This window comes from Mycobacterium sp. SM1 (assembly GCF_018361265.1).
In the GTDB taxonomy this organism is placed as follows: domain Bacteria; phylum Actinomycetota; class Actinomycetes; order Mycobacteriales; family Mycobacteriaceae; genus Mycobacterium.
The window spans coordinates 672321-692661 of record NZ_JAFLNH010000003.1 but is presented as its reverse complement, the minus strand read 5'-3'; the positions used below and the strand labels follow the sequence as shown (position 1 = coordinate 692661).

Sequence of the window (20341 nt, the reverse complement as noted above, 5' to 3'; positions counted from 1 at the left end):
GGTCAACGGCAAAACATCGGCGATCCGATAGCGCCGCTGCAGCTGCTCGATTTGGGCCTGGCTTAACCGGGCCGGGGCGATATCCGACGGTGTTAACCCACCCCCACCGGCACGCACATGCGCGCAGATCCCCGCTAGGGCCTCACCCCACAACCGGCTTAACCGGCTGACCTGGCCCTGATCGAGCACCGAAGGCGCCCACATCCAATCCCCGTGCAGCCGCGCTTCGGTACCGGTGTCGATGACCGCGGCGTTGAGTTCCACGCTGTGGGCCAGCGGCATGGGAATCGCCGCGCTGACACCGCTTAACGCCAAGCCCTGCTGGCTGATCTGCCAGCGCTGGGCATCGGCTCCGGCCTGCTCGGCCCAAACGGCCAGACGCCCCAAATAGTTAAACCCGATCACCGGATCCGCCCCACCCAGCTCAACCTCGGGGTTCAAATAGCGCAGCACCCCATAGCTCAACGGGTGCGGCAGGGCCCGAAGCTGCTCTTTAGCGTCTTTAACCAGCGCCCCCAGCGCGGCCCCACCGGCGGCCACCTGCGCCCAAGACAGCCCCCCCACCCGCAACGCCACCGGGTGCTTGCTGGTAAACCAGCCCACCGTGTGCGACAAATCCACACCGGGGGCCAGCTCCTCATGACGCCCGTGGCCCTCCACATCGATACCCACCGGCGTGTCGGGATCACCCACAAACTCCGCCACCGCCACCGCAAACGCGATCACCAACACCTCGTGCACCCCGGCGTGAAACGCCGCCGGCACCTCCCCCAGCAGCATCCCGGTGATCTCAGCGTCTAGCCACACCGACAAATGCCCCGCGCTGGCAAACGTATCCACCGCAGGACACAGCGCCGGCAACGCGGCCGGAACCGCCGCCACCTGCCGCCACACCCCCGCCTGATCCACAACCTCCACCCGACGCGCATACTCCGCCAGCACCCCCGCCCACCGGGCAAACGACGTCCCCACCGGCGCCAACACCACCGGCCGCCCCCCACGGCGCTGGGCCCAGGCGGTGTTGAGATCCTCCAGCACAATCCCCCACGACACCGCATCAATAACCAGATGGTGAACCATCACCACCAGCTGGCTCGTCGAGGTCACCCACAACGCGCTCAGCATCACCCCCCCGGCCGGGTCAAGCCGCGAACGCGCCCCAATCAGGGCCCGCTCACAAAGCCCCTCCACCACCTGCACGCACCCGCGCGCATCCACCGCCCCCGCCTCAGGCACCCGCAACACCCAGCCCCCAGCCCCGTCATCGTCCACCCGCGCCCGCAACATGGCATGCCGATCCAGCAGCGCCTGCACCAACACCACCACATCCTCATGACTCACCCCCGCAGGCGCCTGCAGCACCAGCATCTGATTGAACTGCCCGGTGGGCCCCCCCACACCGGCCAACCAGCACATGATCGGGGTGGGCGCCACCGGCCCCACACCCTCATCACCCGGTCCGACCCCACCAACTGGCACCACCACCCGGGCCAGCCCGGCCACCGTCTGCTCCACAAAAACATCACGCGGCCGGCACAACAACCCAGCCCCCCGCGCCCGCGCCACCACCTGCATCGCCGAAATACTGTCCCCACCCAAATCGAAAAACGAGTCCTCCACCCCGACCCGCTCAAGCCCCAGCACCCCGGCGTAGATCCCGGCCAAGATCTCCTCGGTGGCAGACGAGGGGGCCCGGTAGCGCTCCACGTCCCCGTAGTCGGGGGCCGGCAGGGCGCGCCGATCCAGTTTGCCGTTGACGGTCAACGGCAGCCTGTCTAAGGCGATCACCGCCGCGGGCAGCATATAGCCCGGCAGCCGCTCGGCCAGCGCGGCGCGCGCCCCCACCGGGTCGGCCTCCCCGGTGATATAGGCCACCAGGCGCTTATCCCCGGGGCGGTCCTCACGGGCGATCACCACCGCCTGCTCCACCCCCGCCAACCCGGCCAGCACCGCCTGCACCTCACCGGGCTCGATGCGATACCCTCGGATTTTGACCTGCTCATCGGCGCGACCCACATAATCGAGCTGCCCATCGCCACGCCAGCGCACCAAATCCCCACTGCGATACATCCGCGCCCCCACCCCCCCAAACGGGCAGGCCACAAACCGCGAGGCCGTCAACCCCGCCCGGCGCACATACCCACACCCCACCCCCCCACCGGCCACATACAACTCCCCCACCACCCCCACCGGCACCGGGCGCAACCACCCATCCAGCACAAACAACGCCGCCCCCGCCACCGGCGCCCCAATCGGCGGCGCCCCCACACCAGCGGCCAACGGGGCGCTGACCGCCACACACATCGTGGTCTCGGTGGGCCCATAAGCGTTAAGCATCACCCGCCCCGGCGCCCAGCGATCCACCAGCTCCCCCGGGCAGGGCTCCCCCGCCACCACCAGCGTCGCCGACTCCAACCCCCCCGCGGCCAACACCGCCAACGCCGACGGCGTTTGGCTTAGCACACTTACCCGCTCGGCCACCAACAGCGCGTGAAACTCCTCGGGGCTGCCCACCGTCTCCTCGGGCACCACCACCAGCCGGCCCCCACCCAACAACGCGCCGAAAATCTCCCACACCGACACGTCGAACGCCAGCGAATGACACAGCGCCCACACCTGCCCTGGCGTCAGCCCCACACCGGCATCCAGGGAGTCAAACAACCCGGTGATGCCGCGGTGGGTGACCGCCACCCCCTTCGGGGCGCCGGTGGTGCCCGAGGTGTAGATGATGTAGGCGATGTCCTCGGGGCCCGGCGCCGGCGGCGCCGCGGCCGGCTGCGTGCCCACCACCGGATCGCTGACCTCAATAACCGGCACCGCGCACCCCTGCAGGCGGCCCCGCAGCCCCGCGGTGCTGATCACCACCACCGGGGCGGCGTCGGCCAGCACAAACCCCACCCGCGCATCCGGCCACGCGGGATCTATCGGCACATAGGCCGCCCCCGTCTTTAACACCGCCACGATCGCCACCACCGCCTCCCCCGAGCGCGGCACCAGCAGCCCCACACACCCACCCCGACCAGCGCCGTAACCGATCAACACCCCCGCTAGCCGGTTAGCCGCCGCATCCAGCTCCCGATAACTCCACCACCGCCCCCCACAACTAAGCGCCACCGCATCCGGGGTGCGGCCCACCTGCGCGCCAAACACCACCGGAACCGACACCCCACCCGGGGCGGGCCGGGCCAACACGGCACGGTTGCTGAACCGCTCTAACCGGGCATGCTCGACCCCATCGAGCACATCCAGCCCCGACACCCGCCGCATGGGATCCGCGGCCATCCCCACCAACACCGCCTGCAACCGCGCGATCAGCGCCTCAATGCTGGCGCGATCAAACACATCGGTGCGAAACTCCACCGTCCCCCCGATACCGGCGGGCTCGTGCGCCTCTGTCCACTGTTCGGCCAGGGAGAATGTCAGATCCATACGGGCAGAATGGGTTTCCACCGGAAGCGGGGTGACCTCTAGATCAGCCAAGCCCGGGCCGCTGGCCGCGGAGCCGTCGCGTTGCCAGGGCAGGTTTTGCCAGGCCAACGACACCTGCACCAGCGGGTGATGGGCCAGGCTGCGGGTGGGGTTAAGCCGCTCCACCAGCACCTCAAAGGGCACATCCTGGTGCTCGTAGGCGGCCAGGCTGCGCGCCCGCACCCGCCCCAGCAGCTCCCCCACGGTGGGATTTCCCCCCAAATCCACCCGCAACACCAAGGTGTTGACAAAAAACCCCACCAACTCATCGAGCGCGGGATCACCCCGCCCGGCGATCGGGAAACCCACCGCCACATCACTGCCGGCGCCCAGCTTGCCCAACAACACCGCCAGGGCGGCCTGCACCACCATAAAACCGGTGGCATTGTGCTCCCGGGCCAACCGGGCGATCTGCCGCTGCAACCCCGCCGGCCAGTCAACGGGCACACTGGCGCCGCGCTGATCGGCCACCGCCGGATAGGGCCGATCGGTGGGAAGAACCACCCGCTCGGGCAGCCCCGCCAACGCCTGCTCCCAATAGGCCAGCTGCGCGGCGATGCGACTGCCACCATCCTCAAGATCCCCCAACTGCTCCCGCTGCCATAGCGTGTAATCGGCGTACTGCACCGCCAACGGCTCCCAATCCGGGGCCCGCCCCTCGCACCGGCTGGCATAGGCCACCCCCAAATCGCGCACCAACGGGCGCAACGACCAGCCATCAGCGGCGATATGATGGATCACCACCACCAGCACATGCTCATCGGCGCCCACACGGAAAAGCCGCGCCCGCAACGGAATCTCGGCGGCCAAATCAAACCGGTGACGCCCCACCGCGCCGATGGCCTCCTCCAGGCGCGCCGACGGCCAGCCGGCGGCATCGACTACCCCCCACCCGAAATCGGCCCGCTCAACGGGAACGATCAGCTGCCGAGGCGTGCCCCCCACCGCGGGAAACAGCGTGCGCAGGCTCTCATGGCGGCCCACCACATCCCCCAGCGCCGCACCCAACGCCCCCGCATCCAGGCGCCCACACAACCGCAACGCCGCCGCAATGTTGTACACCGCCGAAGGCCCCTGCAACTGGTCGATAAACCACAACCGCTGCTGGGCAAACGACAACGGCACCACCGCCGGGCGCTCCACGGCCACCACCGGCGCCAACCGGCCCGCCCCCACCCCCACACGGCTCGCCAACTGCGCCACCGTGGGCGCCTCAAACACCACCCGCACCGTCACCGCGGCATCCAAGGCGCTGTTGACCGCCGCGACCAGGCGCATCGCCGAAATACTGTCCCCACCCAAATCGAAAAACGAGTCCTCCACCCCGACCCGCTCAAGCCCCAGCACCCCGGCGTAGATCCCGGCCAAGATCTCCTCAACCGCAGACGAGGGGGCCCGGTAGCGCTCCACGTCCCCGTAGTCGGGGGCCGGCAGGGCGCGCCGATCCAGCTTGCCGTTGACGGTCAACGGCAGCCTGTCTAAGGCGATCACCGCCGCGGGCAGCATATAGCCCGGCAGCCGCTCGGCCAGCGCGGCGCGCGCCCCCACCGGGCCGGCCTCCCCGGTGATATAGGCCACCAGGCGCTTATCCCCGGGGCGGTCCTCACGGGCGATCACCACCGCCTGCTCCACCCCCGCCAACCCGGCCAGCACCGCCTGCACCTCACCGGGCTCGATGCGATACCCCCGGATTTTGACCTGCTCATCGGCGCGGCCCACATAATCGAGCTGCCCATCGCCACGCCAGCGCACCAAATCCCCACTGCGATACATCCGCGCCCCCACCCCCCCAAACGGGCAGGCCACAAACCGCGAGGCCGTCAACCCCGCCCGGCGCACATACCCACACCCCACCCCCATGCCGGCCACATACAACTCCCCCACCACCCCCACCGGCACCGGGCGCAACCACCCATCCAGCACAAACAACGCCGCCCCCGCCACCGGCGCCCCAATCGGCGGCGCCCCCACACCAGCGGCCAACGGCGCGCTGACCGCCACACACATCGTGGTCTCGGTGGGCCCATAAGCGTTAAGCATCACCCGCCCCGGCGCCCAGCGATCCACCAGCTCCCCCGGGCAGGGCTCCCCCGCCACCACCAGCGTCGCCGACTCCAACCCCCCCGCGGCCAACACCGCCAACGCCGACGGCGTTTGGGTCAGCACACTTACCCGCTCGGCCACCAACAGCGCGTGAAACTCCTCGGGGCTGCCCACCGTCTCCTCGGGCACCACCACCAGCCGGCCCCCACCCAACAACGCGCCGAAAATCTCCCACACCGACACGTCGAACGCCAGCGAATGACACAGCGCCCACACCTGCCCTGGCGTCAGCCCCACACCGGCATCCAGGGAGTCAAACAACCCGGTGATGCCGCGGTGGGTGACCGCCACCCCCTTCGGGGCGCCGGTGGTGCCCGAGGTGTAGATGATGTAGGCGATGTCCTCGGGGCCCGGCGCCGGCGGCGCCGCGGCCGGCTGCGTGCCCACCACCGGATCGCTGACCTCAATAACCGGCACCGCGCACCCCTGCAGGCGGCCCCGCAGCCCCGCGGTGCTGATCACCACCACCGGGGCGGCATCGGCCAGCACAAACCCCACCCGCGCATCCGGCCACGCGGGATCTATCGGCACATAGGCCGCCCCCGTCTTTAACACCGCCACGATCGCCACCACCGCCTCCCCCGAGCGCGGCACCAGCAGCCCCACACACCCACCCCGACCAGCGCCGTAACCGATCAACACCCCCGCTAGCCGGTTAGCCGCCGCATCCAGCTCCCGATAACTCCACCACCGCCCCCCACAACTAAGCGCCACCGCATCCGGGGTGCGGCCCACCTGCGCGCCAAACACCACCGGAACCGACACCCCACCCGGGGCGGGCCGGGCCAACACGGCACGGTTGCTGAACCGCTCTAACCGGGCATGCTCGACCCCATCGAGCACATCCAGCCCCGCCACCCGCCGCATGGGATCCGCGGCCATCCCCACCAACACCGCCTGCAACCGCGCGATCAGCGCCTCAATGCTGGCGCGATCAAACACATCGGTGCGAAACTCCACCGTCCCCCCGATACCGGCGGGCTCGTGCGCCTCTGTCCACTGTTCGGCCAGGGAGAATGTCAGATCCATACGGGCAGAATGGGTTTCCACCGGAAGCGGGGTGACCTCTAGATCAGCCAAGCCCGGGCCGCTGGCCGCGGAGCCGTCGCGTTGCCAGGGCAGGTTTTGCCAGGCCAACGACACCTGCACCAGCGGGTGATGGGCCAGGCTGCGGGTGGGGTTAAGCCGCTCCACCAGCACCTCAAAGGGCACATCCTGGTGCTCGTAGGCGGCCAGGCTGCGCGCCCGCACCCGCCCCAGCAGCTCCCCCACGGTGGGATTTCCCCCCAAATCCACCCGCAACACCAAGGTGTTGACAAAAACCCCCACCAACTCATCGAGCGCGGGATCACCCCGCCCGGCGATCGGGAAACCCACCGCCACATCACTGCCGGCGCCCAACTTGCCCAACAACACCGCCAGGGCGGCCTGCACCACCATAAAACCGGTGGCATTGTGCTCCCGGGCCAACCGGGCGATCTGCCGCTGCAACCCCGCCGGCCAGTCAACGGGCACACTGGCGCCGCGCTGGTCGGCCACCGCCGGATAGGGCCGATCGGTGGGAAGAACCACCCGCTCGGGCAGCCCCGCCAACGCCTGCTCCCAATAGGCCAGCTGCGCGGCGATGCGACTGCCACCATCCTCAAGATCCCCCAACTGCTCCCGCTGCCATAGCGTGTAATCGGCGTACTGCACCGCCAACGGCTCCCAATCCGGGGCCCGCCCCTCGCACCGGCTGGCATAGGCCACCCCCAAATCGCGCACCAACGGGCGCAACGACCAGCCATCAGCGGCGATATGATGGATCACCACCACCAGCACATGCTCATCGGCGCCCACACGGAAAAGCCGCGCCCGCAACGGAGTCTCGGCGGCCAAATCAAACCGGTGACGCCCCACCGCGCCGATGGCCTCCTCCAGGCGCGCCGACGGCCAGCCGGCGGCATCGACTACCCCCCACCCGAAATCGGCCCGCTCAACGGGAACGATCAGCTGCCGAGGCGTGCCCCCCACCGCGGGAAACAGCGTGCGCAGGCTCTCATGGCGGCCCACCACATCCCCCAGCGCCGCACCCAACGCCCCCGCATCCAGGCGCCCACACAACCGCAACGCCGCCGCAATGTTGTACACCGCTGAAGGCCCCTGCAACTGGTCGATAAACCACAACCGCTGCTGGGCAAACGACAACGGCACCACCGCCGGGCGCTCCACGGCCACCACCGGCGCCAACCGGCCCGCCCCCACCCCCACACGGCTCGCCAACTGCGCCACCGTGGGCGCCTCAAACACCACCCGCACCGTCACCGCGGCATCCAAGGCGCTGTTGACCGCCGCGACCAGGCGCATCGCCGAAATACTGTCCCCACCCAAATCGAAAAACGAGTCCTCCACCCCGACCCGCTCAAGCCCCAGCACCCCGGCGTAGATCCCGGCCAAGATCTCCTCAACCGCAGACGAGGGGGCCCGGTAGCGCTCCACGTCCCCGTAGTCGGGGGCCGGCAGGGCGCGCCGATCCAGCTTGCCGTTGACGGTCAACGGCAGCCTGTCTAAGGCGATCACCGCCGCGGGCAGCATATAGCCCGGCAGCCGCTCGGCCAGCGCGGCGCGCGCCCCCACCGGGTCGGCCTCCCCGGTGATATAGGCCACCAGGCGCTTATCCCCGGGGCGGTCCTCACGGGCGATCACCACCGCCTGCTCCACCCCCGCCAACCCGGCCAGCACCGCCTGCACCTCACCGGGCTCGATGCGATACCCCCGGATTTTGACCTGCTCATCGGCGCGGCCCACATAATCGAGCTGCCCATCGCCACGCCAGCGCACCAAATCCCCACTGCGATACATCCGCGCCCCCACCCCCCCAAACGGGCAGGCCACAAACCGCGAGGCCGTCAACCCCGCCCGGCGCACATACCCACACCCCACCCCCCCACCGGCCACATACAACTCCCCCACCACCCCCACCGGCACCGGGCGCAACCACCCATCCAGCACAAACAACGCCGCCCCCGCCACCGGCGCCCCAATCGGCGGCGCCCCCACACCAGCGGCCAACGGCGCGCTGACCGCCACACACATCGTGGTCTCGGTGGGCCCATAAGCGTTAAGCATCACCCGCCCCGGCGCCCAGCGATCCACCAGCTCCCCCGGGCAGGGCTCCCCCGCCACCACCAGCGTCGCCGACTCCAACCCCCCCGCGGCCAACACCGCCAACGCCGACGGCGTTTGGGTCAGCACACTTACCCGCTCGGCCACCAACAGCGCGTGAAACTCCTCGGGCTGCCCACCGTCTCCTCGGGCACCACCACCAGCCGGCCCCCACCCAACAACGCGCCGAAAATCTCCCACACCGACACGTCAAACGCCAGCGAATGACACAGCGCCCACACCTGCCCTGGCGTCAGCCCCACACCGGCATCCAGGGAGTCAAACAACCCGGTGATGCCGCGGTGGGTGACCGCCACCCCCTTCGGGGCGCCGGTGGTGCCCGAGGTGTAGATGATGTAGGCGATGTCCTCGGGGCCCGGCGCCGGCGGCGCCGCGGCCGGCTGCGTGCCCACCACCGGATCGCTGACCTCAATAACCGGCACCGCGCACCCCTGCAGGCGGCCCCGCAGCCCCGCGGTGCTGATCACCACCACCGGGGCGGCATCGGCCAGCACAAACCCCACCCGCGCATCCGGCCACGCGGGATCTATCGGCACATAGGCCGCCCCCGTCTTTAACACCGCCACGATCGCCACCACCGCCTCCCCCGAGCGCGGCACCAGCAGCCCCACACACCCACCCCGACCAGCGCCGTAACCGATCAACACCCCCGCTAGCCGGTTAGCCGCCGCATCCAGCTCCCGATAACTCCACCACCGCCCCCACAACTAAGCGCCACCGCATCCGGGTGCGGCCCACCTGCGCGCCAAACACCACCGGAACCGACACCCCACCCGGGGCGGGCCGGGCCAACACGGCACGGTTGCTGAACCGCTCTAACCGGGCATGCTCGACCCCATCGAGCACATCCAGCCCCGCCACCCGCCGCATGGGATCCGCGGCCATCCCCACCAACACCGCCTGCAACCGCGCGATCAGCGCCTCAATGCTGGCGCGATCAAACACATCGGTGCGAAACTCCACCGTCCCCCCGATACCGGCGGGCTCGTGCGCCTCTGTCCACTGTTCGGCCAGGGAGAATGTCAGATCCATACGGGCAGAATGGGTTTCCACCGGAAGCGGGGTGACCTCTAGATCAGCCAAGCCCGGGCCGCTGGCCGCGGAGCCGTCGCGTTGCCAGGGCAGGTTTTGCCAGGCCAACGACACCTGCACCAGCGGGTGATGGGCCAGGCTGCGGGTGGGTTAAGCCGCTCCACCAGCACCTCAAAGGGCACATCCTGGTGCTCGTAGGCGGCCAGGCTGCGCGCCCGCACCCGCCCCAGCAGCTCCCCCACGGTGGGATTTCCCCCCAAATCCACCCGCAACACCAAGGTGTTGACAAAAACCCCCACCAACTCATCGAGCGCGGGATCACCCCGCCCGGCGATCGGGAAACCCACCGCCACATCACTGCCGGCGCCCAGCTTGCCCAACAACACCGCCAGGGCGGCCTGCACCACCATAAAACCGGTGGCATTGTGCTCCCGGGCCAACCGGGCGATCTGCCGCTGCAACCCCGCCGGCCAGTCAACGGGCACACTGGCGCCGCGCTGATCGGCCACCGCCGGATAGGGCCGATCGGTGGGAAGAACCACCCGCTCGGGCAGCCCCGCCAACGCCTGCTCCCAATAGGCCAGCTGCGCGGCGATGCGACTGCCACCATCCTCAAGATCCCCCAACTGCTCCCGCTGCCATAGCGTGTAATCGGCGTACTGCACCGCCAACGGCTCCCAATCCGGGCCCGCCCCTCGCACCGGCTGGCATAGGCCACCCCCAAATCGCGCACCAACGGGCGCAACGACCAGCCATCAGCGGCGATATGATGGATCACCACCACCAGCACATGCTCATCGGCGCCCACACGGAAAAGCCGCGCCCGCAACGGAATCTCGGCGGCCAAATCAAACCGGTGACGCCCCACCGCGCCGATGGCCTCCTCCAGGCGCGCCGACGGCCAGCCGGCGGCATCGACTACCCCCCACCCGAAATCGGCCCGCTCAACGGGAACGATCAGCTGCCGAGGCGTGCCCCCCACCGCGGGAAACAGCGTGCGCAGGCTCTCATGGCGGCCCACCACATCCCCCAGCGCCGCACCCAACGCCCCCGCATCCAGGCGCCCACACAACCGCAACGCCGCCGCAATGTTGTACACCGCCGAAGGCCCCTGCAACTGGTCGATAAACCACAACCGCTGCTGGGCAAACGACAACGGCACCACCGCCGGGCGCTCCACGGCCACCACCGGCGCCAACCGGCCCGCCCCCACCCCCACACGGCTCGCCAACTGCGCCACCGTGGGCGCCTCAAACACCACCCGCACCGTCACCGCGGCATCCAAGGCGCTGTTGACCGCCGCGACCAGGCGCATCGCCGAAATACTGTCCCCACCCAAATCGAAAAACGAGTCCTCCACCCCGACCCGCTCAAGCCCCAGCACCCCGGCGTAGATCCCGGCCAAGATCTCCTCGGTGGCAGACGAGGGGGCCCGGTAGCGCTCCACGTCCCCGTAGTCGGGGGCCGGCAGGGCGCGCCGATCCAGCTTGCCGTTGACGGTCAACGGCAGCCTGTCTAAGGCGATCACCGCCGCGGGCAGCATATAGCCCGGCAGCCGCTCGGCCAGCGCGGCGCGCGCCCCCACCGGGTCGGCCTCCCCGGTGATATAGGCCACCAGGCGCTTATCCCCGGGGCGGTCCTCACGGGCGATCACCACCGCCTGCTCCACCCCCGCCAACCCGGCCAGCACCGCCTGCACCTCACCAAGCTCGATGCGATACCCCCGGATTTTGACCTGCTCATCGGCGCGGCCCACATAATCGAGCTGCCCATCGCCACGCCAGCGCACCAAATCCCCACTGCGATACATCCGCGCCCCCACCCCCCCAAACGGGCAGGCCACAAACCGCGAGGCCGTCAACCCCGCCCGGCGCACATACCCACACCCCACCCCCATGCCGGCCACATACAACTCCCCCACCACCCCCACCGGCACCGGGCGCAACCACCCATCCAGCACAAACAACGCCGCCCCCGCCACCGGCGCCCCAATCGGCGGCGCCCCCACACCAGCGGCCAACGGCGCGCTGACCGTCGCATACACCGTGGTCTCGGTGGGCCCATAAGCGTTAAGCATCACCCGCCCCGGCGCCCAGCGATCCACCAGCTCCCCCGGGCAGGGCTCCCCGCCCACCACCAGCGTCGCCGACTCCAACCCCCCCGCGGCCAACACCGCCAACGCCGACGGCGTTTGGGTCAGCACACTTACCCGCTCGGCCACCAACAGCGCGTGAAACTCCTCGGGGCTGCCCACCGTCTCCTCGGGCACCACCACCAGCCGGCCCCCACCCAACAACGCGCCGAAAATCTCCCACACCGAAAAGTCGAACGCCAGCGAATGACACAGCGCCCACGTTCCCCCCGCCGGCAAGACCGCCTCCACGCCCCCCAGCACCCCGGTGATGCCGCGGTGGGTGACCGCCACCCCCTTCGGGGCGCCGGTGGTGCCCGAGGTGTAGATGATGTAGGCGATGTCCTCGGGGCCCGGCGCCGGCGGCGCCGCGGCCGGCTGCGTGCCCACCACGGGATCGCTGACCTCAATAACCGGCACCGCGCACCCCTGCAGGCGGCCCCGCAGCCCCGCAGTGCTGATCACCACCACCGGGGCGGCATCGGCCAGCACAAACCCCACCCGCGCATCCGGCCACGCGGGATCTATCGGCACATAGGCCGCCCCCGTCTTTAACACCGCCACGATCGCCACCACCGCCTCCCCCGAGCGCGGCACCAGCAGCCCCACACACCCACCCCGACCAGCGCCGTAACCGATCAACACCCCCGCTAGCCGGTTAGCCGCCGCATCCAGCTCCCGATAACTCCACCACCGCCCCCCACAACTAAGCGCCACCGCATCCGGGGTGCGGCCCACCTGCGCGCCAAACACCACCGGAACCGACACCCCACCCGGGGCGGGCCGGGCCAACACGGCACGGTTGCTGAACCGCTCTAACCGGGCATGCTCAACCCCATCGAGCACATCCAGCCCCGACACCCGCCGCATGGGATCCGCGGCCATCCCCACCAACACCGCCTGCAACCGCGCGATCAGCGCCTCAATGCTGGCGCGATCAAACACATCGGTGCGAAACTCCACCGTCCCCCCGATACCGGCGGGCTCACCGCCCTCACCCCAGCGCTCCGCCACGTTAAACACCAAATCCATGCGCGCGGTACCGGTGTCCACCCCCAGCGGGGTGACCTGCACATCGCCCAAAGCCGGCAGCGGGGGCTGGCTGTCTTGCCAGGCCAGCATCACCTGCACCAGCGGGTGATGGGCCAGGCTGCGGGTGGGGTTAAGCCGCTCCACCAGCACCTCAAAGGGCACATCCTGGTGCTCGTAGGCGGCCAGGCTGCGCGCCCGCACCCGCCCCAGCAGCTCCCCCACGGTGGGATTTCCCCCCAAATCCACCCGCAACACCAAGGTGTTGACGAAAAACCCCACCAACTCATCGAGCGCGGGATCACCCCGCCCGGCGATCGGGAAACCCACCGCCACATCACTGCCGGCGCCCAGCTTGCCCAACAACACCGCCAGGGCGGCCTGCACCACCATAAAACCGGTGGCATTGTGCTCCCGGGCCAACCGGGCGATCTGCCGCTGCAACCCCGCCGGCCAGTCAACGGGCACACTGGCGCCGCGCTGATCGGCCACCGCCGGATAGGGCCGATCGGTGGGAAGAACCACCCGCTCGGGCAGCCCCGCCAACGCCTGCTCCCAATAGGCCAGCTGCGCGGCGATGCGACTGCCACCATCCTCAAGATCCCCCAACTGCTCCCGCTGCCATAGCGTGTAATCGGCGTACTGCACCGCCAACGGCTCCCAATCCGGGGCCCGCCCCTCGCACCGGCTGGCATAGGCCACCCCCAAATCGCGCACCAACGGGCGCAACGACCAGCCATCAGCGGCGATATGATGGATCACCACCACCAGCACATGCTCATCGGCGCCCACACGGAAAAGCCGCGCCCGCAACGGAATCTCGGCGGCCAAATCAAACCGGTGACGCCCCACCGCGCCGATGGCCTCCTCCAGGCGCGCCGACGGCCAGCCGGCGGCATCGACTACCCCCCACCCGAAATCGGCCCGCTCAACGGGAACGATCAGCTGCCGAGGCGTGCCCCCCACCGCGGGAAACAGCGTGCGCAGGCTCTCATGGCGGCCCACCACATCCCCCAGCGCCGCACCCAACGCCCCCGCATCCAGGCGCCCACACAACCGCAACGCCGCCGCAATGTTGTACACCGCTGAAGGCCCCTGCAACTGGTCGATAAACCACAACCGCTGCTGGGCAAACGACAACGGCACCACCGCCGGGCGCTCCACGGCCACCACCGGCGCCAACCGGCCCGCCCCCACCCCCACACGGCTCGCCAACTGCGCCACCGTGGGCGCCTCAAACACCACCCGCACCGTCACCGCGGCATCCAAGGCGCTGTTAACCGCCGCGACCAGGCGCATCGCCGACAGCGAATCCCCACCCAAATCGAAAAACGAGTCCTCCACCCCGACCCGCTCAAGCCCCAGCACCCCGGCGTAGATCCCGGCCAAGATCTCCTCGGTGGCAGACGAGGGGGCCCGGTAGCGCTCCACGTCCCCGTAGTCGGGGGCCGGCAGGGCGCGCCGATCCAGCTTGCCGTTGACGGTCAACGGCAGCCTGTCTAAGGCGATCACCGCCGCGGGCAGCATATAGCCCGGCAGCCGCTCGGCCAGCGCGGCGCGCGCCCCCACCGGGTCGGCCTCCCCGGTGATATAGGCCACCAGGCGCTTATCCCCGGGGCGGTCCTCACGGGCGATCACCACCGCCTGCTCCACCCCCGCCAACCCGGCCAGCACCGCCTGCACCTCACCGGGCTCGATGCGATACCCCCGGATTTTGACCTGCTCATCGGCGCGGCCCACATAGCGCAGCTGCCCATCAGCGCCCCACCGCACCACATCCCCGGTGCGATACATCCGCGCCCCCACCCCGCCAAACGGGCAGGCCACAAACCGCGAGGCCGTCAACCCCGCCCGGCGCACATACCCACACCCCAACCCCATGCCGGCCACATACAACTCCCCCACCACCCCCACCGGCACCGGGCGCAACCACCCATCCAGCACAAACAACGCCGCCCCCGCCACCGGCGCCCCAATCGGCGGCGCCCCCACACCAGCGGCCAACGGCGCGCTGATCGCCGCATAAAACGTTTCGGTCTCGCCGTAGGCGTTAAGCATCACCCGCCCCGGCGCCCAGCGATCCACCAGCTCCCCCGGGCAGGGCTCCCCCGCCACCACCAGCGTCGTCGACTCCAACCCCCCCGCGGCCAACACCGCCAACGCCGACGGCGTTTGGCTTAGCACACTTACCCGCTCGGCCACCAACAGCGCGTGAAACTCCTCGGGGCTGCCCACCGTCTCCTCGGGCACCACCACCAGCCGGCCCCCACCCAACAACGCGCCGAAAATCTCCCACACCGACACGTCGAACGCCAGTGAATGCCACTGCGACCACGTTCCCCCCGCCGGCAAGACCGCCTCCACGCCCCCCAGCACCCCGGTGATGCCGCGGTGGGTGACCGCCACCCCCTTCGGGGCGCCGGTGGTGCCCGAGGTGTAGATGATGTAGGCGATGTCCTCGGGGCCCGGCGCCGGCGGCGCCGCGGCCGGCTGCGTGCCCACCACCGGATCGCTGACCTCAATAACCGGCGCCGCGCACCCCTGCAGGCGGCCCCGCAGCCCCGCGGTGCTGATCACCACCACCGGGGCGGCATCGGCCAGCACAAACCCCACCCGCGCATCCGGCCACGCGGGATCTATCGGCACATAGGCCGCCCCCGTCTTTAACACCGCCACGATCGCCACCACCGCCTCCCCCGAGCGCGGCACCAGCAGCCCCACACACCCACCCCGACCAGCGCCGTAACCGATCAACACCCCCGCTAGCCGGTTAGCCGCCGCATCCAGCTCCCGATAACTCCACCACCGCCCCCCACAACTAAGCGCCACCGCATCCGGGGTGCGGCCCACCTGCGCGCCAAACACCACCGGAACCGACACCCCACCCGGGGCGGGCCGGGCCAACACGGCACGGTTGCTGAACCGCTCTAACCGGGCATGCTCGACCCCATCGAGCACATCCAGCCCCGACACCCGCCGCATGGGATCCGCGGCCATCCCCACCAACACCGCCTGCAACCGCGCGATCAGCGCCTCAATGCTGGCGCGATCAAACACATCGGTGCGAAACTCCACCGTCCCCCCGATACCGGCGGGCTCACCGCCCTCACCCCAGCGCTCCGCCACGTTAAACACCAAATCCATGCGCGCGGTACCGGTGTCCACCCCCAGCGGGGTGACCTGCACATCACCCAAAGCCGGCAGCGGGGGCTGGCTGTCTTGCCAGGCCAGCATCACCTGCACCAGCGGGTGATGGGCCAGGCTGCGGGTGGGGTTAAGCCGCTCCACCAGCACCTCAAAGGGCACATCCTGGTGCTCGTAGGCGGCCAGGCTGCGCGCCCGCACCCGCCCCAGCAGCTCCCCCACGGTGGGATTGCCCCCCAAATCCACCCGCAACACCAAGGTGTTGACAAAAAACCCCACCAACTCATCGAGCGCGGGATCACCCCGCCCGGCGATCGGGAAACCCACCGCCACATCACTGCCGGCGCCCAGCTTGCCCAACAACACCGCCAGGGCGGCCTGCACCACCATAAAACCGGTGGCATTGTGCTCCCGGGCCAACCGGGCGATCTGCCGCTGCAACCCCGCCGGCCAGTCAACGGGCACACTGGCGCCGCGCTGATCGGCCACCGCCGGATAGGGCCGATCGGTGGGAAGAACCACCCGCTCGGGCAGCCCCGCCAACGCCTGCTCCCAATAGGCCAGCTGCGCGGCGATGCGACTGCCACCATCCTCAAGATCCCCCAACTGCTCCCGCTGCCATAGCGTGTAATCGGCGTACTGCACCGCCAACGGCTCCCAATCCGGGGCCCGCCCCTCGCACCGGCTGGCATAGGCCACCCCCAAATCGCGCACCAACGGGCGCAACGACCAGCCATCAGCGGCGATATGATGGATCACCACCACCAGCACATGCTCATCGGCGCCCACACGGAAAAGCCGCGCCCGCAACGGAATCTCGGCGGCCAAATCAAACCGGTGACGCCCCACCGCGCCGATGGCCTCCTCCAGGCGCGTCGACGGCCAGCCGGCGGCATCGACTACCCCCCACCCGAAATCGGCCCGCTCAACGGGAACGATCAGCTGCCGAGGCGTGCCCCCCACCGCGGGAAACAGCGTGCGCAGGCTCTCATGGCGGCCCACCACATCCCCCAGCGCCGCACCCAACGCCCCCGCATCCAGGCGCCCACACAACCGCAACGCCGCCGCAATGTTGTACACCGCTGAAGGCCCCTGCAACTGGTCGATAAACCACAACCGCTGCTGGGCAAACGACAACGGCACCACCGCCGGGCGCTCCACGGCCACCACCGGCGCCAACCGGCCCGCCCCCACCCCCACACGGCTCGCCAACTGCGCCACCGTGGGCGCCTCAAACACCACCCGCACCGTCACCGCGGCATCCAAGGCGCTGTTAACCGCCGCGACCAGGCGCATCGCCGACAGCGAATCCCCACCCAAATCGAAAAACGAGTCCTCCACCCCGACCCGCTCAAGCCCCAGCACCCCGGCGTAGATCCCGGCCAAGATCTCCTCGGTGGCAGACGAGGGGGCCCGGTAGCGCTCCACGTCCCCGTAGTCGGGGGCCGGCAGGGCGCGCCGATCCAGCTTGCCGTTGACGGTCAACGGCAGCCTGTCTAAGGCGATCACCGCCGCGGGCAGCATATAGCCCGGCAGCCGCTCGGCCAGCGCGGCGCGCGCCCCCACCGGGTCGGCCTCCCCGGTGATATAGGCCACCAGGCGCTTATCCCCGGGGCGGTCCTCACGGGCGATCACCACCGCCTGCTCCACCCCCGCCAACCCGGCCAGCACCGCCTGCACCTCACCGGGCTCGATGCGATACCCCCGGATTTTGACCTGCTCATCGGCGCGGCCCACATAATCGAGCTGCCCATCGCCACGCCAGCGCACCAAATCCCCACTGCGATACATCCGCGCCCCCACCCCCCCAAACGGGCAGGCCACAAACCGCGAGGCCGTCAACCCCGCCCGGCGCACATACCCACACCCCACCCCCATGCCGGCCACATACAACTCCCCCACCACCCCCACCGGCACCGGGCGCAACCACCCATCCAGCACAAACAACGCCGCCCCCGCCACCGGCGCCCCAATCGGCGGCGCCCCCACACCAGCGGCCAACGGGGCGCTGACCGTCGCATACACCGTGGTCTCGGTGGGCCCATAAGCGTTAAGCATCACCCGCCCCGGCGCCCAGCGATCCACCAGCTCCCCCGGGCAGGGCTCCCCCGCCACCACCAGCGTCGTCGACTCCAACCCCCCCGCGGCCAACACCGCCAACGCCGACGGCGTTTGGCTTAGCACACTTACCCGCTCGGCCACCAACAGCGCGTGAAACTCCTCGGGGCTGCCCACCGTCTCCTCGGGCACCACCACCAGCCGGCCCCCACCCAACAACGCGCCGAAAATCTCCCACACCGAAAAGTCGAACGCCAGCGAATGACACTGCGACCACACCTGCCCTGGTGTCAGCCCCACACCGGCATCCAGGGAGTCAAACAACCCGGTGATGCCGCGGTGGGTGACCGCCACCCCCTTCGGGGCGCCGGTGGTGCCCGAGGTGTAGATGATGTAGGCGATGTCCTCGGGGCCCGGCGCCGGCGGCGCCGCGGCCGGCTGCGTGCCCACCACCGGATCGCTGACCTCAATAACCGGCACCGCGCACCCCTGCAGGCGGCCCCGCAGCCCCGCGGTGCTGATCACCACCACCGGGGCGGCATCGGCCAGCACAAACCCCACCCGCGCATCCGGCCACGCGGGATCTATCGGCACATAGGCCGCCCCCGTCTTTAACACCGCCACGATCGCCACCACCGCCTCCCCCGAGCGCGGCACCAGCAGCCCCACACACCCACCCCGACCAGCGCCGTAACCGATCAACACCCCCGCTAGCCGGTTAGCCGCCGCATCCAGCTCCCGATAACTCCACCACCGCCCCCCACAACTAAGCGCCACCGCATCCGGGGTGCGGCCCACCTGTGCGCCAAACACCACCGGAACCGACACCCCACCCGGGGCGGGGCGGGCCAACACGGCACGGTTGCTGAACCGCTCTAACCGGGCATGCTCAACCCCATCGAGCACATCCAGCCCCGCCACCCGCCGCATGGGATCCGCGGCCATCCCCACCAACACCGCCTGCAACCGCGCGGCCAACTCGAGTACATCGGCATTCGAAAAGAAATGACCCGAGCCCTGCGTGCTGAGGAAAAGCCGATCGTTGTCCCTGAAAAACACCAGCCCAAATTGATCTACCAAACCAGAATGAGTGAGGGTTCCCGATGCAGCAGCACCACCAAAATTATCCATATGAGTGGTCGGCAGGAAATTAACAACGACCCGGTTCGAGGTCCACACCAGTTCGCTGAGTCGTGCCTTCCTTTCAATAGCTTGCACCGGGAACCGCTGGTGTATAAGCGTCTCTCGTATCCGTGCGTCAACATATTTGCAAAAACTACCTACTGTTTGTTCCGGCTCAGCCTTCAACATTAGAGGCACGACCCCGGAAATCATTCCAGGTATCGTCTTCACCTCTGGGCGCACACGCCTATTTACCGGAAAATCAAGCACCACTTCCGGGGTCGCGACGTCGTACTGGCGCACCAACAGCGCGCACGCCGCAGTAATCACCGACGACCGGCGTACTCCAAGCGCTTGGGATAACTCGAATATCCCGTCAACGACAGCCCTGTCCAGTTCTATCGGCGGAGAAGACTGACCATCGCCCTGACCAATACCCCCGCCGCTAGTGCGGTCCACCAGATAGGCGGTGTCACAGTCGGCTGGAATGTTTTTGGCCCAATAGGATTGATCCTCAAGGTAGTCACTTGACGCTTCATATTCTGATTCGTATTCAATCAGATCGCTCAACGATCCGAAAAAAACTGGAGGAATCGATGACTGGGAAATAATCGCAGAATACACGTCTGCGATCCGATGGCAAACGAGAGCAAGGCCGATGCCGTCCACCACAATATGATGGCAACACACGAACAGATAAAATTCATCAGCCCGTGTCTGCATCAACGCGAATTTGAAGAGTGGACCACTAAGCGGCATCGGCGTGCGTTGAATCGACGATGCTACCCGGTAGGCTTCCTGCGCAGGATCCTGCGTGCCTAGAAGGTCATAGCCGGCAAGCTCAACGTCAGGATGATCAATCACCCGTTGGAACACCCTGCCGTCGACCTCGAAAAAGGTGGCACGAAGCGGCTCGGCCTCGTGCACCACCTGTTGGATGGCCGAATGAAGCACGCCAGGATCTACCGTGCCATCGATGCGCAAGAGCACGCCCAGTTGCCATTTCGCACCGAAGCGGCCCGTTTTCTCTGCAAGCCAGATATCCAGCTGCCCCCGTGTCAGCGGAAACACACGATCAGCAACCTTCAT

1 pseudogene (running past one end of the window) is annotated in these 20341 nt (G+C 69.0%); it reads right to left on the bottom strand.

Annotated elements, in window-relative coordinates:
• Nucleotides 1-20341: pseudogene (locus MSM1_RS22765) on the bottom strand (non-ribosomal peptide synthase/polyketide synthase) (it extends 11466 nt beyond the left edge of the window).